Annotated in this window: 20 protein-coding genes and 2 pseudogenes; 9 read left to right on the top strand and 13 right to left on the bottom strand. The window is 70.6% G+C overall.

Annotated features, from left to right (window positions below; all coding sequences use genetic code 11):
* Positions 1 to 20 precede the first annotated feature (20 nt).
* The 3 genes and pseudogenes from ACFZDC_RS25240 to ACFZDC_RS25230 form a co-directional block, all read left to right on the top strand.
* Complete coding sequence (locus tag ACFZDC_RS25240) at positions 21 to 1862, top strand: HAD-IA family hydrolase (protein ID WP_391327303.1); 1842 nt, start codon at positions 21 to 23, stop codon at positions 1860 to 1862.
* Positions 1863 to 1887: 25 nt separating this feature from the next.
* Positions 1888 to 2610: a uracil phosphoribosyltransferase gene (gene upp / locus ACFZDC_RS25235; protein ID WP_391327301.1), complete on the top strand. Its 723-nt coding sequence runs from the start codon at positions 1888 to 1890 to the stop codon at positions 2608 to 2610.
* A 755-nt stretch (positions 2611 to 3365) separates the two neighbouring features.
* Positions 3366 to 3509: pseudogene (locus tag ACFZDC_RS25230) on the top strand (IS256 family transposase); the annotation flags it as partial.
* A 134-nt stretch (positions 3510 to 3643) separates the two neighbouring features.
* Here ACFZDC_RS25230 and ACFZDC_RS25225 read toward each other — a convergent pair.
* The 5 genes from ACFZDC_RS25225 to ACFZDC_RS25205 all read right to left on the bottom strand — a co-directional run bounded on the left by ACFZDC_RS25225 (position 3644) and on the right by ACFZDC_RS25205 (position 8656).
* Positions 3644 to 4309 carry a hypothetical protein gene (locus ACFZDC_RS25225; RefSeq protein WP_391327299.1) on the bottom strand — a complete coding sequence of 222 codons (666 nt, stop codon included), beginning with the start codon at positions 4307 to 4309 and terminating at the stop codon, positions 3644 to 3646.
* Positions 4310 to 4472: 163 nt separating this feature from the next.
* Entirely contained in the window at positions 4473 to 6038 is a 1566-nt protein-coding gene (locus ACFZDC_RS25220) for a carboxylesterase family protein (protein ID WP_391327297.1), read from the bottom strand.
* A gap of 15 nt (positions 6039 to 6053) precedes the next feature.
* Positions 6054 to 6695, bottom strand: coding sequence for a GPP34 family phosphoprotein (locus ACFZDC_RS25215; protein ID WP_391327295.1), 642 nt, complete (start codon positions 6693 to 6695; stop codon positions 6054 to 6056).
* Positions 6696 to 6809: 114 nt separating this feature from the next.
* Complete coding sequence (locus ACFZDC_RS25210) at positions 6810 to 7469, bottom strand: response regulator (protein ID WP_391327293.1); 660 nt, start codon at positions 7467 to 7469, stop codon at positions 6810 to 6812.
* Positions 7466 to 8656 (bottom strand): histidine kinase, encoded by a 1191-nt coding sequence (locus tag ACFZDC_RS25205; protein ID WP_391327291.1) that lies wholly within the window; start codon positions 8654 to 8656, stop codon positions 7466 to 7468. Before ACFZDC_RS25205 ends, ACFZDC_RS25210 begins: the two co-directional genes overlap by 4 nt.
* A gap of 563 nt (positions 8657 to 9219) precedes the next feature.
* On the opposite strand from ACFZDC_RS25205, the gene ACFZDC_RS25200 reads away from it, so the two are divergent.
* Positions 9220 to 9789 carry an MBL fold metallo-hydrolase gene (locus tag ACFZDC_RS25200; RefSeq protein WP_391327289.1) on the top strand — a complete coding sequence of 190 codons (570 nt, stop codon included), beginning with the start codon at positions 9220 to 9222 and terminating at the stop codon, positions 9787 to 9789.
* 274 nt (positions 9790 to 10063) lie between these two features.
* On the opposite strand, the pseudogene ACFZDC_RS25195 reads toward ACFZDC_RS25200, so the two are convergent.
* Positions 10064 to 10432: pseudogene (locus ACFZDC_RS25195) on the bottom strand (VOC family protein); the annotation flags it as partial.
* A gap of 124 nt (positions 10433 to 10556) precedes the next feature.
* On the bottom strand, positions 10557 to 11507 hold the full coding sequence (locus tag ACFZDC_RS25190) for a WYL domain-containing protein (RefSeq protein WP_391327287.1): 951 nt from the start codon (positions 11505 to 11507) through the stop codon (positions 10557 to 10559).
* 71 nt (positions 11508 to 11578) lie between these two features.
* Here ACFZDC_RS25190 and ACFZDC_RS25185 point away from each other — a divergent pair, with 71 nt between their 5' ends.
* A complete protein-coding gene (locus ACFZDC_RS25185; RefSeq protein ID WP_391327285.1) occupies positions 11579 to 11965 on the top strand; it encodes a VOC family protein in 387 nt (128 codons plus the stop codon).
* A 495-nt stretch (positions 11966 to 12460) separates the two neighbouring features.
* On the opposite strand, the gene ACFZDC_RS25180 is transcribed toward ACFZDC_RS25185, so the two are convergent.
* Positions 12461 to 13396, bottom strand: coding sequence for a LysR family transcriptional regulator (locus tag ACFZDC_RS25180; RefSeq protein ID WP_391327283.1), 936 nt, complete (start codon positions 13394 to 13396; stop codon positions 12461 to 12463).
* A gap of 134 nt (positions 13397 to 13530) precedes the next feature.
* On the opposite strand from ACFZDC_RS25180, the gene ACFZDC_RS25175 reads away from it, so the two are divergent.
* Positions 13531 to 14799, top strand: a complete 1269-nt coding sequence (locus tag ACFZDC_RS25175) for an MFS transporter (RefSeq protein WP_391327281.1) — start codon at positions 13531 to 13533, stop codon at positions 14797 to 14799.
* 118 nt (positions 14800 to 14917) lie between these two features.
* On the opposite strand, the gene ACFZDC_RS25170 is transcribed toward ACFZDC_RS25175, so the two are convergent.
* Entirely contained in the window at positions 14918 to 15631 is a 714-nt protein-coding gene (locus tag ACFZDC_RS25170; RefSeq protein ID WP_391327279.1) for a DUF4386 family protein, read from the bottom strand.
* A gap of 73 nt (positions 15632 to 15704) precedes the next feature.
* Between ACFZDC_RS25170 and ACFZDC_RS25165 the strand changes: the two genes are divergently transcribed.
* Entirely contained in the window at positions 15705 to 16505 is an 801-nt protein-coding gene (locus tag ACFZDC_RS25165) for a TetR/AcrR family transcriptional regulator C-terminal domain-containing protein (protein ID WP_391327278.1), read from the top strand.
* 268 nt (positions 16506 to 16773) lie between these two features.
* On the opposite strand, the gene ACFZDC_RS25160 is transcribed toward ACFZDC_RS25165, so the two are convergent.
* Positions 16774 to 19260 (bottom strand): SpoIIE family protein phosphatase, encoded by a 2487-nt coding sequence (locus tag ACFZDC_RS25160; RefSeq protein ID WP_391327276.1) that lies wholly within the window; start codon positions 19258 to 19260, stop codon positions 16774 to 16776.
* A gap of 498 nt (positions 19261 to 19758) precedes the next feature.
* On the opposite strand from ACFZDC_RS25160, the gene ACFZDC_RS25155 reads away from it, so the two are divergent.
* Both ACFZDC_RS25155 and ACFZDC_RS25150 read left to right on the top strand, forming a co-directional pair.
* Positions 19759 to 20295 (top strand): isochorismatase family protein, encoded by a 537-nt coding sequence (locus ACFZDC_RS25155; RefSeq protein WP_391327274.1) that lies wholly within the window; start codon positions 19759 to 19761, stop codon positions 20293 to 20295.
* Between the two features lie 286 nt (positions 20296 to 20581).
* On the top strand, positions 20582 to 21277 hold the full coding sequence (locus ACFZDC_RS25150) for a DUF899 family protein (protein ID WP_391327272.1): 696 nt from the start codon (positions 20582 to 20584) through the stop codon (positions 21275 to 21277).
* A gap of 109 nt (positions 21278 to 21386) precedes the next feature.
* Here the strand turns inward: ACFZDC_RS25150 and ACFZDC_RS25145 are convergent, their stop codons facing one another.
* The 3 genes from ACFZDC_RS25145 to ACFZDC_RS25135 form a co-directional block, all read right to left on the bottom strand.
* Positions 21387 to 21599, bottom strand: a complete 213-nt coding sequence (locus ACFZDC_RS25145; RefSeq protein ID WP_391327270.1) for a hypothetical protein — start codon at positions 21597 to 21599, stop codon at positions 21387 to 21389.
* Positions 21527 to 22048 carry an AMP-binding protein gene (locus tag ACFZDC_RS25140; RefSeq protein ID WP_391327346.1) on the bottom strand — a complete coding sequence of 174 codons (522 nt, stop codon included), beginning with the start codon at positions 22046 to 22048 and terminating at the stop codon, positions 21527 to 21529. Before ACFZDC_RS25140 ends, ACFZDC_RS25145 begins: the two co-directional genes overlap by 73 nt.
* Positions 22049 to 22313: 265 nt before the next feature.
* Positions 22314 to 22583 (bottom strand): AMP-binding protein, encoded by a 270-nt coding sequence (locus ACFZDC_RS25135; RefSeq protein ID WP_391327344.1) that lies wholly within the window; start codon positions 22581 to 22583, stop codon positions 22314 to 22316.
* Positions 22584 to 22642 lie beyond the last annotated feature (59 nt).

Here is a 22642-nt window from a genome sequence, read left to right as displayed (position 1 = left end):
CGGAAAGAAAAGAGGCAGCCGTGACACACGTGGCGATGTTCGACCTGGACGGGACGCTCGTCGACTCCCCGCGGGCGATCGTCGAGACCTTCGCCGCCGCCTTCGAGGCCCTCGGTGAGAGCCCGCGGAACGAGGCGGACGTCCGGGCCACCATCGGTCTGCCACTGGAGCAGGCGTTCGCCAAGCTGCTGGGCGTCCCGCAGGACGACCCCCGCATCGCCGACGGCGTCGCGCGCTACCAGGAGGCATTCCGCACCGTCATCCTGCCCCGCGCCCGCTCACTGGTCTTCCCCGGCGTCGCCGAGGGACTCGCCGAACTGCGGCGTCGCGGCGTGACGTTGGCGGTGGCCACGAGCAAGTTCCACGCCAGCGCCGACGCCCTGCTCACCGCGGCCGAACTGCGTGACCACTTCGCCGTGCTGATCGGCGCGGACGACGTCACCCACCCCAAGCCGCACCCCGAGTCGGGGCTGCGCATCCTCGAACAGCTCGGCGCCCGCCCCGAGCACGCCGTGATGGTCGGCGACACCACCCACGACCTGAAGATGGCGCACGCCGCCGGGACCGGGGCGATCGCGGTCACCTACGGAGTGCACGGGAGGGCGGAACTCGCGTCCGCCCGGCCGTCGCACGTGGCCGAGACGTTCCCCGAGGTCGTGGCGTACATCCTCGCCGCACTGCGCGACACCGGCGTGGTCGACGGACTGCTGGACGACCGTACGTACCACATCGAGTTCAACGGTCATCTGACCAACCACGTCAAACACGCCGTGGTCGCGCTCGCCGGCCTCGGCGTCGCGCCAGAGCGGATCAAGGACTACCACGACAACTACATCAGGATGACGCCGTACGGCTGCGCGGTCGAACCGGCCAGGCCGCCCGGCCGGACCCTCGACGACGACAACTGGCTCGAACTTGTCGGCAAGCGCCAGGACTGGGCCGCCTACTGTGAGTTCTTCGACCGGCGCGAGCGGGAACTCGGGATGCCCGAACTGCTGCGCCGCTACCTTCCGCACCTGCTCCCCGGCTGGGCCGGAGCGCTCCAGCACGCGACCATCCACCTGGGCTGGGCACTGGCCGCGGGCCACCGCTGGATGGCCATCGAGGGCATCTCCTACCTGGCCTTCTCCTATGTGAGCTGCCATCCCGAGCGCTCAGTCCCCTCCGGCGCACACGGCGCGGAAGAACCGAAGGACTCGCTGCTGCGCATCGCCGGCCACTGGGAGGCGAACCAGCCGCAGCTCGGGGCCTGGGTGGAGGACCTGGTCGGCGAGACCTCGGCCGGCATCCACCCCGAGTTGCTCAGGTCCGGACTCCAGTACCGGATCGCCCGAATGCTCGGCGAGGGCCACCCGCTCATCCACGACACCCCCGGCTGGATCGAGGGACAGGACCCCGCCGCCAGTTGGGACCAGCTCGCCTACCTGGTCACCCTGCTGTACCTGGCGGAACCGGGGGACTTCCTCCTCCTGCACCTCATCACCGCACTGCACGCGATGCGGGCCATCTCCGACGCCCTCCCCACCGGACAGCGCCCCGACGTGGTCAGGGCCTACTGGACCGGCATCCTGGGGGTGCTGTTCTCCCGCGGCCACTTCTCCCGTCCCGGAAAGCTGACCGCGCTCGACGCCCTCTTCGACACCGCGACGGACGACCCCTGCGACCCCCGCTGGGCCCGCGAATGGGACTGGCACATCGCCAGGGCCGTCGAGGAGGAGGAAGAGCACAACCCCAAGCTCGTCCACGTGATGCGCGAGCTGTGGCATCGCACGGGCGGCAGGTCGATCTACCGGGTCGCCGCGGGCCAGTTCACCGCGACACCCGAGCTTCCGCCCACCTTCGAGCAGCCGCCGGCCGACTGACCGCCTCCCCACGCAAGGACCAGAGATGACCACCGCACTCCAGCAGACCACCGATGTGACCGCGTGGACCGGCCCCGCACCCGTCGCCTCCATCGAGCAGTACCTCGGCCGCAACGTCCACCTGTTGCCCCAGACGAACCAGCTGCGCGCGCTGCACACCGTCATCCGCAACCGTGACGCCAGCCGTCAGGACTTCGTCTTCCACGCCGGCCGGATCATCCGCCTCCTCACCGAGGCCGCCCTCGACCTCCTGCCCTTCGAGCCGTACGACGTCCAGACTCCCGTCGGCAGTACGTACCACGGGCTGCGCTTCGCCGACGGGCTGCTCGCAGTGCCCATCGTGCGTGCCGGGGAGAGCATGGAGAGCGAACTGCGCGCGGTGATCCCGGGGATCAGGATCGGCAAGATCCTCATTCAGCGGAACAAGACGACCAAGCGGCCGCACCTGTCCTACCAGGCGCTCCCCGACGACGTCGCCGACCGCCACGTCCTCCTGCTCGACCCGATGCTGGCGACCGGCGGCACGGCGGTGGCCGCCATCGAGCTGCTGCTCGAACTGGGCGTCCCCGAGGAGCACATCGTCTTCGTCAACTTCATCACCGTGCCGGAAGGCATCACGGCGGTGTGCGAGCGCTTCCCCGGGGTGCGGATCGTGACCTCCGCGATCGAGGAGAGGCTGAACGAGAACGCCTACATGGTGCCCGGCATCGGCGACTTCGGAGACCGCTACTTCGGGACGGACCGATAGCCGACGGACGGGCATGTCGTCGCGCCGCTGCACGGCCCGGGCAGCGGCGCGAGCCCCGTCTCGCCAACGGTGCCCGGCACAGGCGTCGGGACCGTCTACCGCAGCAGGCGGGTAGAGCAGCACTACTGCATGCCCACGCCACCGGCTGGACAACTTCGCGACGTACTCGCCCAAGGTGGTCTGCGCTTCAACGGCTGGGCCCGGAGCTGCCGGACGCAACGGGCGCGCACCGTTGAGGAACGCCTTTGGTCGCCGGTGCACCATGTCGTCGTTGGCTGGAGAGACCCCCTACGGCCGGCGGCCGTCGGTTGCGGCGCCTGGTGCGCTGTAACCGGTGAGCCGTGATCACGGCTTTGCACTGCACGCTCCCCCGCCTGTGCGGGTCATTTCCCCGGGGCGGGCAAGCGCACTCCCCCGTCGCCTGCCCGCCCCATACCGAGAGGACCACTGATGGTCCGGTCGGCCCGAACCCTTCGGAGCGCACCTTTTGGGCCACGTCACCCAGCTTGACGTTGTGGAACATCGGCTGGTGCCCCTGCCGGCCCGGTCAATTACTCCGGGCGAATCCAGGTCCGGGCGAGTTCCGCCGGCCCAGGTGGCCGCCGCGTGGGGTGCGGCCGGGCGTGCGCCGACGACGAGTTCGGTGACGCCCGCCCCACCGAGTGCGGGGAGGTGCTCCGGGGTGCCGTCGCTCGAAGAAGCGCAACAGCAATCGAAGGCTGGCCCCGCTCCCGTCCTCCGGTTGAGCTCGAGTCACCGCGTTGAAGAGCGTCTACATGGCCATCATGTCGCTCGACCCCACCGTTAAGGGCCAGTCCCGTTGGACCATGCGCTGGAAGACGGCGCTCAACGCCTTCGACATCACCTTCGACGGCCGGCTCTCAGCGGGCCGCCAGTAACCCAACCGCCCTGGTACACCGTTCGTTTGACGGACCCGGCTCAAGCCGACGCTGTCCCGCCCGGCTTCCTCACGGGCCGCGCCTGCGAAGGTCCCCCATCCAGGGCACCGCGACCATCTCATGCGCAGGCGGCGTCAGTGCTGCGGAGCCGGTGAGCCGGCGGGCGCACGTCGTGTGGCGCTGCGGTAGGTGGAGATACCCAGGGCGAGCATCCAGTAGCTGAAGAAGGCGCCCATCAGGGCGGTAGTGCCCCAGCCGTTCGCCGCGTAGAAGTGCGTGGGGGCATTGCCGAAGAACAGGGACGGCACGAAGACCAGGTTGACCCCTGCCAGGACGAAGGCAGAGCGGCCGGCCCAGCGCGGCAGCGACTTCGTACGGGAGATTCCGTAGCCCACGGCGGTCAGGAAAAGCGCGAGCATGAGGCGGCCGATCGCCCCGTAGAGGATGTAGGTGCCGCTGACCGTGATGGTCGGGTCGATCGGGTGGTCGGCGGCGATGACCGCGCCGGCTTCCAGCCCGCTGGAGACCAGGGTGATCGTCGCGTAGACCAGTCCGGTGGCGAAGGCCATCGTGCCGACCCATTCGTAGACGGGGTCCGCCCCTTTGACCAGTTCACGGAAGACCGTCACGAACACGGTCAGGAACGCCGGCCCAAGAATTCCGATCAGTAGCCTGGCCAGGACGTTCGAGTCCGGCGGCGGGCCGGAGTAGATGAAGTACAGGGGTACTTCGACGATGAAGGCGGCCGCGGTGGCGATGCCGGTAAGGCCCGTCAGGCGCCTGGCGAGGGTTTCGTTCATGGGTGTCTCCCCGGGGTCCGTGTAGTGGGTTTCTCGTCGGTTCGTTGCCGGTGACGTGGCTCCTGCCGTTCTCGGCACTCCTCGACGCTGACGTGGTTGTGCCCCGTTGGGGCGCCATCGAGCCGGCTGCCCCCGCGGATCCTCACGGCGGTCGTTTCTGTGATCAGCCGAGGGTGTTCCAGAACGCGCAGTGGTGGCGGGTCTGCACCGTGCGCGTGGGGACGATGTCGTCCGGCGCCAGGGAGAGCACCGTCTGCCGGGACCAGTGCGGCAGCGACGGGCCGTTCGGGTCGGCGGTGCGGGCGAAGCGGGTCCAGTAGTCGATCATGGTGTCGGCCAGCCGGTGCTGTGCCGCGGTCAGGTCCCGGGGGCGGCCGCCCAGGTCGAAGAGGTAGGGCAGTTCGCTCGCGTGCGGTGCGCCGAGTGGGAACGGTGGCGTGCCCGGGGTGAGCGGCGGGGCGTGCTCGTCGGCGAACTCGTAGCGCCAGAGGGGCACGTGGGCGGCGAGCAGGCTGTCGGTGCGCGTCGTCGGGCAGGCGAAGTTGGCGTCGCCGATGACCGCGCCGAACACCGGGCCGCCGTCGGTGCGGTGCACCGGGTACTCGCGGACGATCGCCTTCGCCTGCCCCGGGGAGGGGAAGAAGGCGGCCACGACGTCGGGCCAGGTGTCGGGAGTGACGGGATGGCCGGCCTGAATGATCCCGGCGGCCCAGCCGTTGCCCTCGTCGTGGTTGTTGCCGATGAGGACGGGGACGTGGGGGAAGTGGCCGGCGGCGATCGCCGCTGCGGGGTCGCTGGGCAGCAACGGGGTGGCGTGAGCGGGCCGTTGGTCGGTGTCCTGGGCCGCGAGCAGACGGGAGACGTCCACGCGCCGCAGGCAGGCCACCACATTGCGGGTGGACCTGCAACCAACCTTTGCCGCGAGGTCCGCGCCCGCGGCGCGCGCCGTGGACAGGGGGACGGAGGACGGGGCGAACGGCCGGCCGGGGCGGCCTGTGCACGGCCCGCTCTCGATGATCGCCCGCTCGAAGAGCCCCGCGGCGGCGGGTGAGGCGAGCTGGGCGCAGACGCTGTACCCGCCCGCCGACTCGCCGGCCAGCGTCACGTTGTGCGCGTCGCCGCCGAAGGCACCGATCTCGGCACGGACCCAGCGCAGCGCCGCCTGCTGGTCGGCCAGGCCGAAGGCGCCGGAGTCGGGCAGCCCGCTGTGGGCGAGGAAACCGAGGGCCCCGAGGCGGTAGTCGACGGTGACGACCACGACGTCGCCGCGGGTGACCATGCGATGGGCGTCGTAGGAGCTGCCCGCTCCGGTGGTGAAGCCGCCGCCGTGCAGCCAGACGATCACCGGCCGGGGGCGTGCCGGTCCCGTGCCGTCGGGCGTCGTGACGTTCAGGTGGAGACAGTCCTCGTCGGTGCTGCCTCCGGGCACCTCGCCGGCCGGCTGCGGGCAGGCGCTTGCGGGCCGCGTCGCGTCCCGTACCTCGGACCAGGGGGCCGCGCGGCGGGGCGGCGCCCAGCGCAGCCTGCCGACCGGAGGCGCGGCGTAGGGGATGCCCTCGAAGGTGCGGTAGCCGTCGTGGGCGGCGCCCCGCACCGGGCCGTCGTGGGTGCGTACCGTTGTGGTGGCGGCGGGCCGGGCGGACTCCGCTGGTGGCGCTGCGGACCAGGCCGTCGCCAGCACGGTGGCCAGGGCGCAACCCAGGGTGGTCAGGACACGCTGCATGCTCATCATCTCCCCATCCGGTCAGCTGCCGCCCATGCCGCCCTGCGCGGCGATCATGGTCATCGGCAGAGCGCGTACGGCTTTCTCCAGGCCGGGCGCGAGGGTGGCGAGACGCCCCGTGCAGGCGTCGATACGGGTCCGGAACGTCTTCTGGTCCTGCCGTGACACGAGCGAGCGGACGCCCCCCGCCGCGGCCAACGCCAGCAGCGCGGCGTCGGCGGCGGGGATCTCCTGAACGGGGCCGTCTCCGTGCAGCGCCGCGGACACGCGGGCGCGCAGTGCGGCGGGCACGGCGCCGTCCGTCACGGTCAGCCGCCGTGTGCCGAAGCGGGTGCGGGGTGCCCTCACGGTGAGCACGCCCGCTGAGGCGAGCCGGTCCTCCACCTGGGTCAGGGTCCGCTTGCGGTGGCGGCGCACGAGGTGCTTCCAGCCGTGTCCGGCGGCGGCGTCGCGCAGAACGCCGTCCAGGACGGGGTCGCCTGTCGGTTGTGTGCTGGACGCGGTGACGGTGCCGCGGCCGTCCTCCCCCAGCCGGCCGCGCAACGCGAGGTCGATCAGGGCGGCGGCACGGACCAGCAGCTGGGTGCGGGAACGGTCGTAGGGGCCTTCGGCCGCGTCGTCGTGGGCGAGCAGATACATGAGGCAGGGCAGGTCGTCGATCACACTTCGACGCTATGGCCGGCCACCTCACCCACGGATCCGCCGTGGGAACGGATCGGCACTGGGAACGCGGGAGGAGTGGGGCCCGGCCTCCTCCTTGAGGAGGACGCGGCGGGGTCAGGGGCGGCGCGGCCGCACGAGGCCGTGGTCGTAGGCGGCGACGACGGCCTGGACGCGGTCGCGCAGGCCCAGTTTGCGCAGTACCGCGGTGACATGGTTCTTCACGGTGGCCTCCGACAAGCGCAGCCGCTCGGCGATCTCCGCGTTCGACAGCGCCTGCCCGATCAGGGTGAGCACCTCCCGCTCGCGGCCGGAGAGGTCCTGCAGGGAGGGCGGCGGCGCCGGGTCGGGCGTGGTGCGCAGGAACCGGTCGAGGACGCGGCCGAGCACGGTCGGCGCCAACAGCGCGTCGCCGCGCGCGGTGAGGCGGATCGCGTCGACGAGTTCAGCGGGACGCATGTCCTTCAGCAGGAAGCCGCTCGCCCCGGCCCGCAGCGCGGCGACCACGTGCGCGTCGACGTCCCAGGTGGTCAGCACGAGCACCCGGGCCCCACTGCCGCCCTCCACGATCTGGCGGGTCGCCGCGATGCCGTCCACGACGGGCATGCGTACGTCCATCAGCACCACGTCGGGCGCCAGCTCCCGTGTCAGCCGCACCGCCTCCTGGCCGTCGGACGCCTCACCGACAACCTCGAGGTCGTCCCGAGCGTCGATGATCATGCGGAATCCGGTACGCACCAGGGCCTGGTCGTCAGCCACCACCACGCGCAGCGTCATGTCGCACGCTCCACCGGCAGCCGCGCCGCCACCTCGAACCCACCTGCCGGCAGCGGACCGGCGTGCAGGCTGCCGCCCACGAGCCGTGCACGCTCCTTCATTCCCATCAGACCGCGTCCCGCTCCCGCCGCAGCCGCAGCCGAAAGGCTTTGCGCCCTACGTCCGTTGTCGACCACCGTGACCTTCACGCACTCTCCTTCGGTCGTCACGCACACGCTCACCTCGTCGGCGCCGGCCGCGTGGCGCAGCGTGTTGGTGAGAGCCTCCTGGATGATCCGGTACGCCGCCAGGTCCACCGTGGCCGGCAAACAGTCGGTGGCGCCCTCGCGGTGCACATGCACGGTCATCCCGGTGGCGCGCACGGTGTCGGCCAGCTCGTCCAGGCGCGCGAGCGTGGGCCCTGGCTCCCGCTGCTCCCCCACTCCGTCCTGCCCCGCCCCGTCCTCGCCCGCATCGGGCCGGAACGCACGCAACAGCAGGCGCAGTTCAGCCAGCGCCGAGCGGGCGCCCGTCTCAATGGCCCGCAGCGCCTGACGGGCCTGTTCGGGCCGCTGGGTGAACACATCGTCCGCGGCGCCCGCCTGAATGACCATCACGGACAAGGTGTGCGCCACGACGTCGTGCACCTCGCGCGCAATCCGCGCACGCTCATCCACCACGGCCCGGCGCAACTCCGCGCTCGTGCGCTCCTGCTGCGCCCTGCGCCACTGCCCCGCGGTCCATGCCAGGACCACCGCCAGCAGATAGACCGTCAGGCCCGCCGGGCCGGCCGCGCCGAACGCCAGCGGTGCCGGCAGGCACATCACCGCGAGCGCCCGCACCGACACCCGCCGCGGTCCGGTGGCCGACAACACGCACAACGTGACCTGCGCCGCAAGCAGCGCCCCCGTCAAGGTCACCGCGGGCAGCAACACCCACACCGCCAGCCCCGTCACCACGTCCGCGGCCAGCACGGCGACCGGCGCGCGCGCCTGCCACCTCAGGGCACAGGCCTGCGCGAGGACCAGGACCACGGCCACGGGCAGTCGGCGGCCGTGCTCCACGCCCGCGACGAGCACCGCGGTGCCCAGGACGGCGAGCACCAGACCGGCCGACCCCCACCACAGCACCCGGGCCGTCCGGGGCGACAACTCCCCCCGCACTTGCCCGGCGAACGCGTCGTCCGGCTGCGTACTGCTGCGGTCCACGCCCCGACCCTATCGGCGCGGTCGGGCCGTTCAGGAGACCACCACAGCGATCGATGCATGCGCACCCAAGCTCCTGTACTGCGCCGAACTGTTCCCCACCGAGGTCCGTAACACCGCCCTGGGCCGCACCTGTGTTCTCTCCCGACTGGTGGCAGCCGTCCTGCCGTTCTGCACCCTGTCGATCTTCCGCACCCTGGGCGCAGGCCCCCTGTTCAACTCCCTGTTCCTGCGCCACTGCATCAACCACGGCCTGGCCGCCCTCACCGTCCCCGGCGCCACCACAGCGTTTACCGACGGCGACACCGCACGCCTCGACTTCGCCGAAGGCTGGCCGAGAACACCACGACCGGAACCCTGCTCGCCGGTGGCGCGCTCCCGCCCCTGGTCCTCGACGTCCTCGCCAACTGCGGCATCCTGCCCAAACTCGCGCGCGAAGGCTATACATACCCGCCCAGCCCGCACGCGGCCACTGAGCCGCTGCCGGGTGCGGTATCGGCGCCGCCTCGGCACCGTTCTCCCGCCCTCAGGGACTGACTGCACACTTCACGATTCAAGGAACTCTCATGCACAGCCAGCTCGCCCCGGGCGTCACCCGGATCGCCACCAGCAAACGTGACAACGCCTTCCTCATCGACGGCGACGACGGCCTCACCCTCGTCGACGTCGGCTGGGCCGAGGCCCCCGAGGTGCTTCTCCACACGGTCACCGACCTGGGCCGCAAGCCCTCCGGCATCCGCCGCGTCATCCTCACCCATGCCCATCCCGACCATGTACAGGGCGCCGCCGAACTCCGCCGCCACACCGGCGCGCACATCCTCATCCACGACGCCGACCGTGCCTGGCTGGCAGCCGGACGCGTACCGGCCCGAGGACGATCCGGAGCCATCGGCCGCTTCATCGACCACCTGCCCAAACTCCACTGGACCCCCACCACCGCCGACGGCACGGTCACCGACGGAGAAGTGGTAGAAGACAGCGACGGGCTGCGCGTCATCCACACTCCCGGCCACTCACCCGGCCACATCGTGCTGCTACACGAATCGAACCGGACCATCCTCATGGGCGACGCAGCCTTCAACCGCGGCGAACTCGCCATCGGCCCCGCCGCACTCGCCGCCGATCCCGACCTGTGACCCGGCAGCCTGGCCCGCGTCCCCCAGGATCTCCAGGCAGTCGGCTTCGCCCACGGCGCCCCTCTGACCGGCAGCGAAGTGCACACCTTCCAGCAGTTCCTCCAGCAACTCCACACGCGATCCTGAGCCCGGACGCCGATGCCGGACAGGCGGCTGCTGCCGAGACGGTGGTGCAGAAGACGTGCTCGATGCTCCGTCCGTTTCGGAGGAGCGGGCCCGCGCACAGCGCCTGACCAGAGGCCGAGCCCGTGGAGCTCCGCCCGTACCTGCCTCGTCAGGACGGGGCGAGGACGCAGAACTCGTGGCCCTCCGGGTCGGCCAGGCACGTCCACGGGACGTCGCGCTGGCCGAGGTCGAGGTCGGTGGCGCCGAGGGCTCGCAGCCGGGCCACCTCCGCTGCTTTGTCGTCACCGGGGTACGGCAGCAGGTCAAGATGGATGCGGTCTGGCACGGTCTTCACGTCGGGCGTATGGAGGAACTCGAGATACGGGCCGACACCCTTGGCGTTGCGCAACACCGCGTGGTCGTCGGTCACCTCGTGCAGGGTCCAGTCCATCGCCTCGTCCCAGAACCGGGCCATGGCCCGTGGATCCACGCAGTCGACGACCACCGCGGCGATCGGCCCGGTGTCCCGGTAGATGTCATCCGCATTCCGTTTCGCACGGCAGCGCCATCGGCGAGTGGGCCGCCGGATGCCGTCGAGCTCGGTCCTGGGGGCTGTGGGCACCGGTCCTCGTGGCAGGTCTCACGGTGCGCTGTCCCCACCCTCATCCATGGGCCTCGAGAAGTTCCCGCGTGCGGCGCAGCAGTGCTTGTCGTACCGACTCCGGCGCGAGGACGCGCAGCGGGGTTCCCAGGCCGAGGAGGTAGCGGGCGAGGCCGTCCGGATCGGGGCCGCCTATGTCGACCAGGGTCGTGTCCGGGCCGTCGAAGCGATGGGTGCCGACCGTTGCGGGGACGAGCCGTAGCGCCGCGTCCATGGGGAGTGGGAGACGGATGGTCGCGGACAGGGGGTAAGGGCCGTTCGCGATGTTGCGGGAGACCAGCCGCGCCGGGTCGGGCGGGTCGGTGAGGTCCGCCGGCAGGCCGGTGGGCTGGAGGCGGTCGACCCGGTCGGCCCGGAACGTCCGCCACTCGCCTCGTGCCACGTCCCGCGCAACGAAGTACCAGCGGCGGCCGGTGTGGACGAGACGGTACGGGTCTACGTCCCGGAGCGTGGCCCGTCCCTCCGCATCGACGTACGACAACCGGGCACGCTCGCCCCGCCGGCAGGCAACTGCCAGCTCAAGCAACAGGCCCGTCGTGATCCGCGGTCCGTCGGCCGCAGGGAGGCTGACACACGCGTCGTCCAGCTCACCCAACCGTTCCGCGATCCGCCGAGGAAGCACCTGGCGCAGCTTCAGCAGGGCGGACAGTGCGGCCTGGTCCCCTCCCACGGCGTCGCTCAGTGCCGCCTCGCGCAGTCCGACCGCCACGGCCAGCGCCTCCTCGTCGTCAAGGATCAGCGGTGGCACCCGGGAGCCGGCGCGGAGGCGGTATCCGCCCCATGGGCCGGCCTCGGAGTCGACGGTGTAGCCGAGCTCCCGGAGCCGGGCGATGTCCCGCCGGACCGTTCGATCCGTGACCTGAATGCGCTCGGCCAGTTCGGCGCAGGTCCACGACGGCCGGGAGGACAGGAGGGAGAGCAGCCGTAGCAGGCGGGCGGAGGAGCTGATCACTCGAAAGAGTTTTCCACACCACGCCGCAACCAGGACCGGAACTGTCCGGGTCACGGCATAGCGTTCCCCTCATGACCACCAACGCCGCTTCCGCACCCGCGTTCCGCTATGCCGCCGTCACCTTCGACTGCGCCGACCCCGCCGAAATGGCTGGTTTCTATGGCGAGTTGCTCGGCATGTCAGTCCTCTTCTCCAGCGACGACTTCGTCCTGCTCGGTAAGGACGGAGCGACGGGTCTCGGCTTCAACCGCCTGACCGACTACCGCCCGCCCACCTGGCCGGAGCCCGCCCAGGAGAAGCAGGCACACATCGAGCTGGGCGTGGACGACCTGGACATCGCTGAGAGGCGACTTCTCGACCTGGGCGCCGCCAAGCCCGAGTTCCAGCCGCAGCCCGACCGCTGGCGGGTGCTCCTGGATCCGGCGGGCCACCCGTTCTGCATCACAACCTTGGTCTGACGCACCCTCAGCCAAAGGGATTGACATACGTGCTGGCCGCCTACAGCCCCCAGCGGCTGGTGGTCGGCGCGTCATGCATCATCGCGACCCCGCCCGGCTGCCCATCCGCGATGTCCTCCCTCGCCCCGCGCTCGAGCCCGCGCCGACTCGGACCCGCCGGGGCCGGCCGTGGTCGGGCCACGGTTGACCGTGGCAGAGCGACGGACCTTCTGCACACACAGGCGCGCCCGGTCGAGCAGGAACGCCGACCACAGCACTTCCTGCTCCACCGACAGGCGCGCTGTAAGGGCTCCGAAGTTCAGTGATCGCTGGGGCTGGGTGAGCGCTCCCTATCTGGGGTTCCTGTGCTGAGTTGGCAGTTCACAGCCTTGATCACCGTCAAGGCACATGAGGCGTACGGAGGGGCAGTCGGAGGCAACCTGTGGCCACGTCTGTCTCCCCCCGAGTCACCGTCCGTCGATCCGGCCACGATGGTCGAAGGCGCCGCGGCGGCGCTCAGCGCGGAATCACCCAGCCTGGCGCCCAGGTGCCGGCGGCGTCGGGGCCGGCCGGTGTGGCGGCGAGGTGGGCGCGGAGGGTGGCCAGCGCGGGGTGAGGGTTGTCGCGGTGCCAGAGGAGCGAGTGCGGGTAGACGGGCGTCGGGTCGGTCACCGGGATGCGGCGCAGGCCGTGGTCGGCGGGCCAGACGAGGCGGGTGTCCGCGCCCATGAAGGTGGCCAGGGCCGGGGTGTCGGCGATGGTGTCGAGGAGAGCGTCGGAGCCGAAGTTGGGGCCGGTCGCCTCGATGGTGAGGCCGAATTCGGCGACGAGGTCGTCGTAGTAGGCGGTCCATTCGGTACCGGGGACGATGCCGGGCATCCAGATCCGGTGCCCGGCGAGCTGAGCGACGGACACCGACCGGGCGCCCGCCAGTGCGTGGGCGGGGCCGGTGAGGAGCTGGAGCGGCTCGTCGAGCACCCGGACGGACTCGATGCCCTCGGGCAGGGGCCGGCCGGGCACGGCGACGGCGCGGAAGGACGCGTCGATCGCACCGGACCGGATGGCGGCGACGGCCGTCTCGATGTCGAACAGCATCACCACGTCGAGGTCGATCTCGGGGTGTGCGCGGTGGAAGCCGCGCATCAGGCCCGACGGCGCGACGCGCGAGGCGATCACGTCGACGCGCAGCGGACGGCGGCCGGTGCGCACGGACGCGGCCGCGCGCTCGGCGACGCGCAGCAGCTCGCGCGCGTGGGGCAGGAACGCCTGTCCGTCGATGGTGAGCTCGGCGCCGCGCGCGGTGCGGGTGAACAGCCGCACGCCGAGGTTGCGCTCCAGCGTGGCGATGCGCTTGGAGACGGCCTGCTGGGTGACCGCCAGCTCGGCGGCGGCCTCCTGGAACTGCCCCGCGTCGGCGGCGGTGACGAAGGTCCGGACGGTGGCGAGGTCCATGTCGATATCGTATGCGCACAACCGTTGGTTGTGGCCGGGCGGCTCTGCGGTTGTTTGATCGCCGGGCATGGTGCCCGCTTTGATGCTTCCGATCGCGGATCGGTTGTGCGGGTGAGTGGCGAGGGGCGGCGGGCATGAGGAGCGGGCACCGGCTGGGACGTCTGCTCGGACATCGGCTCGGGCGGCGCTTCGGGTGGCTCTGGGCAGCGTACGGGACCAGCGCGCTGGGCACGTGGCTCGCCTTCGGCGGGTTCCCGCTGATCGCCATCCGGATCCTGCACGCCGGACCGGCCGAGGTCGCCGCGCTCTCCTCCGTGGGGGCTGCGGTGGGCGCGGCCGTGGCGGTGCCGCTCGGCCCGTGGGCGGAGTTCCGCCGCAAGCGGCCGGTGCTGATCGCGATGGACCTGGTGCGGTTCGCGGCGCTGCTGACGATCCCCGCCGCGTTCGCACTCGGCGTGCTCACCTTCCTCCAGCTCCTGCTGGTCTCGGTCGTCGTCGCGGCGGCCGACATCACCTTCCGCGCCGCCTCCGGCGCGTACCTGAAGACGCTGCTGCCGGCCGAGGACCTGCTCGTCGCCAACGCACGGTTCGAGTCCACGGCCTGGACGACCACGATCATCGGACCGCCGCTGGGCGGCGCGGCGATCGGGCTCCTCGGTCCGGTGGCGACGGTGGTGGCCGACGCGGTCAGCTACCTGCTCTCGGCCCTGGGCATCCGCGCGACGGGCGGCCACGAGCCGCTGCCCGAGCGCCGGGAGGCCGCGCGCATGCGGGCCGGGGACCTGCTGGACGGCTGGCGGTACATCCTCGCCGACGCGACGCTGCGTCCGCTGTTCTTCAACACCGCCTTGTTCAACGGCCTGGTGATGGCCGTCCAGCCGCTGCTGGCCGTCCTGATGCTCGGCCGACTCGGGTTCGCGCCGTGGCAGTACGGCCTTGCCTTCGCCGCGCCCTCGATCGGCGGGCTGCTCGGTTCGCGGCTGGCCCGACCGCTCGTCACCCGGTTCGGACAGCACCAGGTCCTGTCCGTGGCCGGGGCCCTGCGCGCGGTCTGGCCCGTCGGCCTGGCCTTCATGGGGGCGGGCACCGGCGGGCTGCTGCTGGTGATGGGCGTCGAGCTCGGGCTCACCTTCTGCTGCGGGGTCTTCAACCCCGTCTACACCACCTACCGCCTCGAGCGCACCGCGACCGACCGGGTCGCCCGCACGCTGACTGCCTGGACGGTGACGACCAAGGCCTCGACCGCGCTCCTGACGGCCGTCTGGGGCGGGCTGGGCGGCCTGCTCGGCCCGCGCACGGCCATCGGCCTGGCCGGCGTGCTCCTGCTGGCGACCCCGCTGCTGCTCCCCCGCCGCGCGGCAGCGCATCTGCCGGAGCCGGAGCCGGCACCGAGCCGCACCTGACAGGCCGCCACGGCCGTCAACGCGACGGGGCTGCGCCACCCTCCTTCGGAACCGTCCCCCTCCGCGTACCAACTCGCGCCGTGCGGCCGCCGGGACAGGGCCGACCGCACGGGCCCGCCTACAACACCGTCGGCTCAAGGGTGCTCGCAGAGGGCACCAGGGCGGCGTGCGCCTCGGCCGGAGTCCGGAAGCCCTTGACGAGCATGAAGAGGGCGAGGCAGATCTCCCAGGCGAACACCGGGATGGCCGCGAGCGCGGCCCAGACCGAGATCTGGTCGATGAGGCCGAACATCTGGGCGGTTCCCGAGGCAAAGACCAGCGGACCACCGATGAGTCCCAGGGCGGCGATGAAACGGGGCACGAGCCGGGACCGGTGCAGCAGGTAGGCCAGGAGCACGGTGTTGGTCCCGCACACCAGGCTCGGGCCCACCAGGAACATCCAGTTGTGGAGGGCGACCATCGCCTCCCCGAGAGGAACAGTGCCGGACTGTGTGGGGACGTCGTGGCGCAGGGTTGTCACGGCGAGGAGCGGCACGACGCCGACGGCGACGACGGCGGCCTCCAGGGTGCGCAGCCCGACGTAGCCGAGTGCCACTGCTTCGTTCGTGCGCTTGATGACGGGGAACAGCGCGACCGCGGTGCCGACGATCGCCAGGGCGAGGAGCACTTCGAGAAGGGCCCCGAGGAGGACCGGCGTCTCGGGGCCCGAGCCGGTGATGAAGTGCTTGTTGCTGAGGACCGGGCCGTACAGGGCCAGCGCCGTAACCGACGTGACATGTGTGACCAGGAAGAGAACACCGGCGGCGGTGGCGGTGGTGCGGGTGGATGTCATGGCGGCCTCTCGGACGAGCATTGGTATACGGCGTACACCCTGGCGGGCTGAACGTAGGTGTACGCTGTACGCCATGTCAAGTGACCGACCTCCACGCCCCACCCAGGTGCAGTCGGACCCCGCTGCCGAGACCAGTCGTCCCACCGCCCGGACCCGCCTCAACCGGGACCGCGTCCTGCGCGCCGCAGTCGCACTCGCCGACAGCGCCGGCATCGAAGCGGTGAGCATGCGCCGTCTCGCGCAGGAGCTCGGCGTGGTGCCGATGGCGCTCTACAAGCACGTGGCGAACAAGGACGAGCTGCTCGACGGGATGGTCGACATCGTCATCGGCGAGATCGACCCGCCCGCTGAGGATCCAAGCTGGAAGCAGGCAGTCCGACGACGCATCCTCTCCGCACGACGCGCCCTGCTTCATCACCCCTGGGCACCGCAGCTGATCGAGTCCAGGGGCCAAGCCTCACCGGTGGTCCTGGAGTACATGAACTCCCTCATCGGCACCTTCCGCGGCGGCGGACTCTCGGCCGACCTCACTCACCACGTCATGCACGCGCTCGGCAGCAGGATGTGGGGCTTCACCCAGGAGGTGTTCCCCACGCCCCCGCCTCCCGCCGACCCCGAACTGCGCGAGCTCATGTTCCGCGACGTCGCCCTGCGGTATCCGCACATCATCGAGATCGCCACCGCCAGCGCCCACGACCCCGACTCCGCCATCGGCTGCGACGACCAGTTCGAGTTCGAGTTCGCCCTCGACCTCCTCCTCGACGGCTTCGAGCGACTCCACCAGCAGTCCTGGAGCTCCGCAGACACACGCGGCCGGGACCAAGGACCCCAGCCCTCTCCGCTCCCCCAGCACCAGGGTGACGCCGGGCGTTGAGCACTGAGGGACTGCCACGCCGCGGGTCTCGATCGTGTCCGACCTCGCGTCCGGGTTCCGGCCGAACCACTCTGGACCCGCACGAGTCGATCACAGTGTCCGAGGAGTCGATGAGCGCTCGAACAGCCGACCGCGCAGGTCAACGACTGGCTCGCTGTCCGTCGTCTCAGTGGACTGACCAGCCCCGCCGGCATCAGCACTACGGGGTCTCTACGGGGTTTCTACGGGGCCTCATCAGAGCGCCGATCGGAGTCGTCGTAGCGGCCCCCTACGGCCCCTTGAGATGTGTATGCGGGCCGCGGTCGACACCGTGCTCGGTGAGGAGCAGGGCGATGTCGTCGGCCCGGTAGGCAGAGCGGCGGGCATCGTGCAGGATCCGGTCGGCGAGTGCGTCCAGCGAGTCCGCACGAGCGTGGGCCAGTGATGCTCGCAGGCGGTCGATCCCCACGTCGATGTCGGTGCCGGGTTCCTCCACCAGACCGTCAGTGTAGAGGGCGAGAACGGATCCCGGCGGGAGGGCGACGCGCGTTTCGGTATAGGCGCTCGCGTGATCCACGCCCAGGAGCGGCCCGACATCCAGGTCAAGGGCCTCGGTCGTGCCGTCGGGGCGGCGGAGCAGGGGAGGAGGGTGGCCGGCGGTGACCGCGTAGGCGTGCCGGCCGTGGGCCTCGAGGTGGATGTAGCAGCAGCTCGCCAGCAGGTCGGAGTCGAGGTCGATCAGGGTTCGGTTGACGCCGGCCATCATGTCGCCGGGCGTATGGCCGGCAGCGGCGAAGGCCCTTACTGCGCTGCGCAACTGGGCCATGGTGGCTGCGGCAGCGATGCTGTGCCCCTCTACGTCGCCGATGACGAGGCGGGCCCCGCTGTCGGTGGGAATGACGTCGTACCAGTCGCCACCGATGTCCATGCCGCTGGTGGCGGGCAGATAGCGTGCGACGGTGCGGATGCCGGGAATTGTCGGCAGCCGGTGCGGCAGGAGCGCCTGCTGCAGACCGTGCGCGACGGCGAACTCCGAGTCGTAGAGCCGTGCTCGTTCCAGGGCCTGGGCAATCAGCCCGGCGAGTGCGGTCAGGACGCCGCGGTCCTTCTCGGTGAAGTGATGGATCTCGTCGAAGCCGAGGACGCAGGTGCCGACCGGGCGGCCAGAGGCGATCAGCGGCAGATATGCCCAGGAGCTCACCTGACCCATGAGGATTCCCGGGTAGCCCCGGGCGAGGTCCTGCTGTGACTCGATGAAGAGCGGAGAACCGGACGTCAGAGTCTCCGTTCCCGGGAGGCGGGCGTGCAGCGGAACACCCTCCAGCCAGTCGAGGAATTCTTCGTGCCGGCCGGTGTGATGGAGCAGGTGCATCGTTCCGTTGCGGACCACATGGATCGCCATCTGCTGGCCCCCGAAGGCCGGCAGGAGCTGGTCGGAGACGACTTCGCACACTTGGCGAGTGGTGACTGCCTCGGTGAGCGCGCTGCCCAGCTGAAGGACGTGATACATGACACCCAAACGCGCCGGTGCGGCGGCGGGTAGCGCGCCAACCGGGGAAGTGGACACTGCAGCGGCCGATGGCGCATGGGAAGCGGGCACCACCCAGCAGGTCACCCCGTCCGCCCGTGGGTGAAGGGAGAAGGCGAGCCACTGGTCGGACGGTCGGCTCGCCGAAAACGACGACGGCGTCTGCGAGATCATTGCGGACCGGTGCCGGTATTCGACGCCAGGGTCGGACAGCCACGGCAGTACGTCCCAGAGGAAGCGGCCCAGTACCTCCTCGGCGGAAACGTCCAGCAGTCGCAGGGCGCTGTGGTTGACATAGGTGACCCGCCCGTCCGGGGCGAGGGCGAACAGCCCGTCCGGTAGCCGTTCGACCGCTGCGACGGCCGCGGTGCCGGCCTGAGCATCCACGATCGCACCGACCAGTTGTGTGCCGCGGCGGGGGTCGTCGGCTGCCGGTGCGCGTCCCCACAGTTCGACGGTGCGATAGCCTCCGCCGCCGTCGCGTTCTCGCACACGCATCCGCTGCGCTGTGCTCCGGCCCTCGCTTGCGGCCTCCCGGGCGCAGGCTCGGAAAGCTGCTCTGTCACCGGGGTGCAGGCACGAAGCAAGCGTTTCGACTCGTCCGTCGAAAGCCTCGGGGTCGAGACCGAAGATCGCGCAGAGCGCGTCGTCCACGCTGAGGATGCCGGAGCCGAGGTCCCAGTCGAACAACCCCACCCGTACGGCTGCTGCCGAGGGAGCCGGCCTCTCCACGGGAGGCGCCCTCGGGTCGCTCTCCACGGGATCTCCGGTACGATCACCGAGTGCGGCCAAACGGTCACCCAGCCGACTGGCGACGCTCCGCAGGTGGCGGCGCTGGGCCTTGGACAACCCTTCGTTTCCCGGCGATGCCGGCCACACGATCGCCAGCGCTCCGAAGCGTTCCCCGTCTGCCTGTACTGGCACCGAGCAGGAGCCGAAGGCATAGGGCAGGGCCATCGCGAGCTGGGGATACATCCGCATCGTCTCATCCGCGTTCGCAAGGTGAACCGTGCGGCCGAACTTGTATGACACGGCGACCGGGATGGGACTGTTCACCGCGATGAGGTGCCAGCCACCCAGCAGGGAAGGCGGCACTCCACATGTCGCCGCGAGCACGATCGACCGACGGTCGGGGGAACGGAGGAAGACGCTCCCCGCGTACGCTCTCGTTCCCTGGACGGCTTCAACGACGGCCTCGGCCAGCACATCCTCGAGGTCCGCCGCCTGGCCGACGGTCTTCCCGCGCATACATCCCAGTGTGCGCGGGTCAGGCCACCGGCACCCATGGCGATACGTCGGTGATAGTGGTCAATATCGCGCGGCCGGCGTCCGATGACTCGACGGCGGAGGGCGTGGCGGCAAGGCAAGCCGGCTGCCGGTCTCGAAGTGCCTGCGCGTAGAAGCCCGTATTTTCGCAGGTCAGCGCACCCTTCCGCGTGGTTCAGCGGCACCTGCGGCACTTCCCCGCGCGTAGCGGGGAGGGGCGACTCGGCCATCAACGAGCGCTCTGGCGAGTACGGCGCTGCAAGGTGATCCTGCTGCCCCGGCGCGGCGAAGCCGGCCGCACTCCGCGGACCACACCTCCCGCCCTACGAGCAGGCCGGCGTTTGACACGCCAATGCCCACCACCAGGCGTCGTCGCGCGGGCGACGGCGTAGACCATCCGGTGTGCCCCGGCCGCTGTGACAGCAGCCCGCTCGGGTGACGGTGCGGACTGCACCATCGCGGAGGTGGAACGCTGGCCCTATGAGCAAGACCGCGCTGATCGTCATCGACATGATCAACACCTACGATCACCAGGACGCTGAGCTGCTGCTCCCCTCGGCGCGGCACGTCGTACCGGTACTGACCGATCTGTTGCGCCGTGCGCGGCGCCACCGAGCACCGGTCATCTATGTCAACGACAACTTCGGAGAGTGGCGCTCGCACCATGGCGAACTGCTGGAGCATGCTCTGACAAGTCCCCATGCGGATCTCGTCGAGCCGCTGCGACCCGACGCCGACTCCCTCTTCGTACTCAAAGCCCGGCACTCCATCTTCTACGAGACACCCCTGAGGTATCTGCTTGAGCAGCACGGAATCCAGACCCTGGTGCTGGGTGGCCAGGTGACGGAGCAGTGCGTGCTCTACTCCGCCCTCGACGCCCACATCCGTCACCTCGAAGTGATCATCCCTCGCGACGCCGTGGCACACATTCACCATGACCTCGCCGAGGCGGCACTGCGCATGATGGAGAGGAACATGGGTGCACGCGTGTGCATGAGTCAGGAACTGTGGACATGACTCCGGCACCTTGTGGTCGGCCGTCACCTCGGGGCAGGTGCCCGTCGGCCTCGCCCGGAGCTGCGAGACGCTCTTGGCACTCGCTGATGAGGGCGGCACTACGCGGGGCGACATCGGAACCAAGCGCGACACAGACACCACCACGTGCCGCCGAACACCAAGGGATCGCCCTCATCGTCGACGCCGAGAGGACGTTCCTTTTCGCTGTGGACCGATGAGTTCCGGGGCCTGGTGGGGTCTACCTCTGCGCAAGCGAAAAACTGCGCACGAGCTCTGTGAGGAGACCATGACCACCCACGCACTACCACCCGTCGTCGACGTCGCAACGTGGGAGCGCCGGCTTCAGGCGCTGCGGGACCGGGAGAAGGCCGCGACGCGGGAGTTGGACGCCATCGCCGCCGAGCGTCGTCGTCTTCCGATGGTCGAGATGCCCGACTACATCCTCGAGGGTGAGGACGGCCCCGTTCCGCTGGTGGACGTCTTCGAAGGAAAGAGGCAACTGATCGTCTACCACCACATGTGGTTCGCCGGCAGGGAATGGCAGTGCCCGGGCTGCACGGGGTTCACCTCGCAGTACACCCGCCTGGAGTTCCTGGACAACTACGACGCGCGATTCGTCGTCGTCACACAGGGCCCGATCAAGGAAGCCCTCGCCTACAGGCAGCGGGTCGGCAACCGGATGACGTGGTACTCGACTGCCAACAGCTCGTTCGGGGCCGACGTCGGCGCACCACCCGACGGAGGGTTCGCGGTCAACGTGTTCCTGCGCGACGGCGACTCGGTCTATCGCACGTGGCACACCAACGGCCGGGGTACCGAGCAGCTCAGTCACACCTTCGCGCTGATCGACGTCCTGCCGTACGGACGGCAGGAGGACTGGCAGGACTCACCCGAGGGCTGGCCCCAGTCGCCCACCTACAGCCGGTGGGCGACGTCGCAGGACGTCGCTGCGCTCTACGGCCCGGACCCCCACGGCGGCTGAACGACCTTCATCACGGCCGACGAGCGGCGAACGGTGCGGCTCGCGGTGTTGGGCATGTACGACCAGCAGAGGGTACTCAGTTCCCTGTCGTCCTGGAGCTGTCCAGACGTCAGCTGTCGGCACCTTCGGCGATCCGACCGCTCTTGCATCCGCTGACGTCGGCCGTGGCCAGTGCCGTGAGTGCCGTGCGGTCGGCCTTGCCGTTGGCAGTCAGGGGCAGTTCGTCGAGGAAGAGGAACCTCTTGGGGATCATGTACGCGGGCATGGACCGGCGGCACAGCTCGGCCAGCTCCGCGGCGGTCGCTGCGGTCGCGGAAGCCACGACGAAGGCGGTGAGGGCCGCTTCGCCGTCGGGACGTCGAGGGCCAGGACCAGTGCGGCGGTCACGCCCGGGTGCTCGGTCAACCGGCATTCGATCTCTCCCAGTTCGATCCGGTTGCCGCGGATCTTCACCATGGAGTCGTCGCGGCCGCAGCAGTAGAACTCGCCCGAGGGATCGCGGTACGCCAAGTCGCCTGATCGGTAGACCAGTTGTCCGGAGCGCGGTTCGAGCGGGTCGGGGACGAGGACGCGTCGGGGCGCCTGCGGGTCGTCCCAGTACCCGGAGAAGAGGGACGGACAGCGGATGTACATCTCCCCCGCGGCTCCCGGCTCGTCGACCGGTCGGCCCTCTTCGTCGAGGAGCAGGGTCTCGGCGCCCGGGTAGCCCTGCCCGATGGACAGGGCCTCGGCATTCTCGGGCGGGGGTGGGGCACCTCGGAGAAGGAGCAAGCCACGGTCTCGGTGGCGCCGAATGGTTGACGATCCGCAGGTGCGGCAACAGGGCCCGCAGATGGCGCAGTTCGGTGAGGGGGAAAGTTCTCGCCGGCGAACAGGATTCCGCGCAGGTGCTCGCCGAGGGCTGCGACGCCGTCGGGTTCGTGCCGTAGCAGGGGCCGCCACAGCGACGGGACGCCGTGCACGACGGTGGCCTCCGCCTCCCGGAGGAAGCCGAGCAGGCGGCGCGGGAAGCTGAGGAAAGCGCGGGGCACGGCGATCAGGTGGCGCCCGTGCGCAGGCCCACGCAGATGTCGAACAGCGCCACGTCGAAGGCCGGCGGGGACGTACTCGCCACCCGGTCCTCGGGCGACACCGCGCCGAAGCGCTGGGTGCCGCGGTAGAAGGCCAGCGCCGCGTGGTGGCTCATCACCACGCCCTTGGGACGGCCGGTGGTACCGGAGGTGCGTGCTGGAGCGCGGCGCGTCCGGCGCCCCGGCGGCTGAGGGATGCCTCCGCCACCGGGTCGCCCTCCGGCCGCTCGGCACACCACCGAGTTTTGGGACACGTTTTACGCTACGCATGCAACTGTGGTCCACGCCCCCGCTG

The organism is Streptomyces sp. NPDC007905 (genome assembly GCF_042959345.1).
GTDB lineage: Bacteria > Actinomycetota > Actinomycetes > Streptomycetales > Streptomycetaceae > Streptomyces.
Note: the sequence above shows the minus strand (reverse complement) of the source record. Positions and strands in the feature narration are given on the sequence as shown.

Bases quoted from the DNA above. Each gene is read 5' to 3' on its own strand.
- upp (WP_391327301.1), top strand. From the start codon at position 1,888: ATGACCACCGCACTCCAGCAGACCACCGATGTGACCGCGTGGACCGGC.
- ACFZDC_RS25225 (WP_391327299.1), bottom strand. From the start codon at position 4,309: ATGAACGAAACCCTCGCCAGGCGCCTGACGGGCCTTACCGGCATCGCC.
- ACFZDC_RS25220 (WP_391327297.1), bottom strand. From the start codon at position 6,038: ATGAGCATGCAGCGTGTCCTGACCACCCTGGGTTGCGCCCTGGCCACC.
- ACFZDC_RS25210 (WP_391327293.1), bottom strand. From the start codon at position 7,469: ATGACGCTGCGCGTGGTGGTGGCTGACGACCAGGCCCTGGTGCGTACC.
- ACFZDC_RS25200 (WP_391327289.1), top strand. From the start codon at position 9,220: ATGCACAGCCAGCTCGCCCCGGGCGTCACCCGGATCGCCACCAGCAAA.
- ACFZDC_RS25185 (WP_391327285.1), top strand. From the start codon at position 11,579: ATGACCACCAACGCCGCTTCCGCACCCGCGTTCCGCTATGCCGCCGTC.
- ACFZDC_RS25180 (WP_391327283.1), bottom strand. From the start codon at position 13,396: ATGGACCTCGCCACCGTCCGGACCTTCGTCACCGCCGCCGACGCGGGG.
- ACFZDC_RS25175 (WP_391327281.1), top strand. From the start codon at position 13,531: ATGAGGAGCGGGCACCGGCTGGGACGTCTGCTCGGACATCGGCTCGGG.
- ACFZDC_RS25170 (WP_391327279.1), bottom strand. From the start codon at position 15,631: ATGACATCCACCCGCACCACCGCCACCGCCGCCGGTGTTCTCTTCCTG.
- ACFZDC_RS25165 (WP_391327278.1), top strand. From the start codon at position 15,705: ATGTCAAGTGACCGACCTCCACGCCCCACCCAGGTGCAGTCGGACCCC.
- ACFZDC_RS25160 (WP_391327276.1), bottom strand. From the start codon at position 19,260: ATGCGCGGGAAGACCGTCGGCCAGGCGGCGGACCTCGAGGATGTGCTG.
- ACFZDC_RS25155 (WP_391327274.1), top strand. From the start codon at position 19,759: ATGAGCAAGACCGCGCTGATCGTCATCGACATGATCAACACCTACGAT.
- ACFZDC_RS25150 (WP_391327272.1), top strand. From the start codon at position 20,582: ATGACCACCCACGCACTACCACCCGTCGTCGACGTCGCAACGTGGGAG.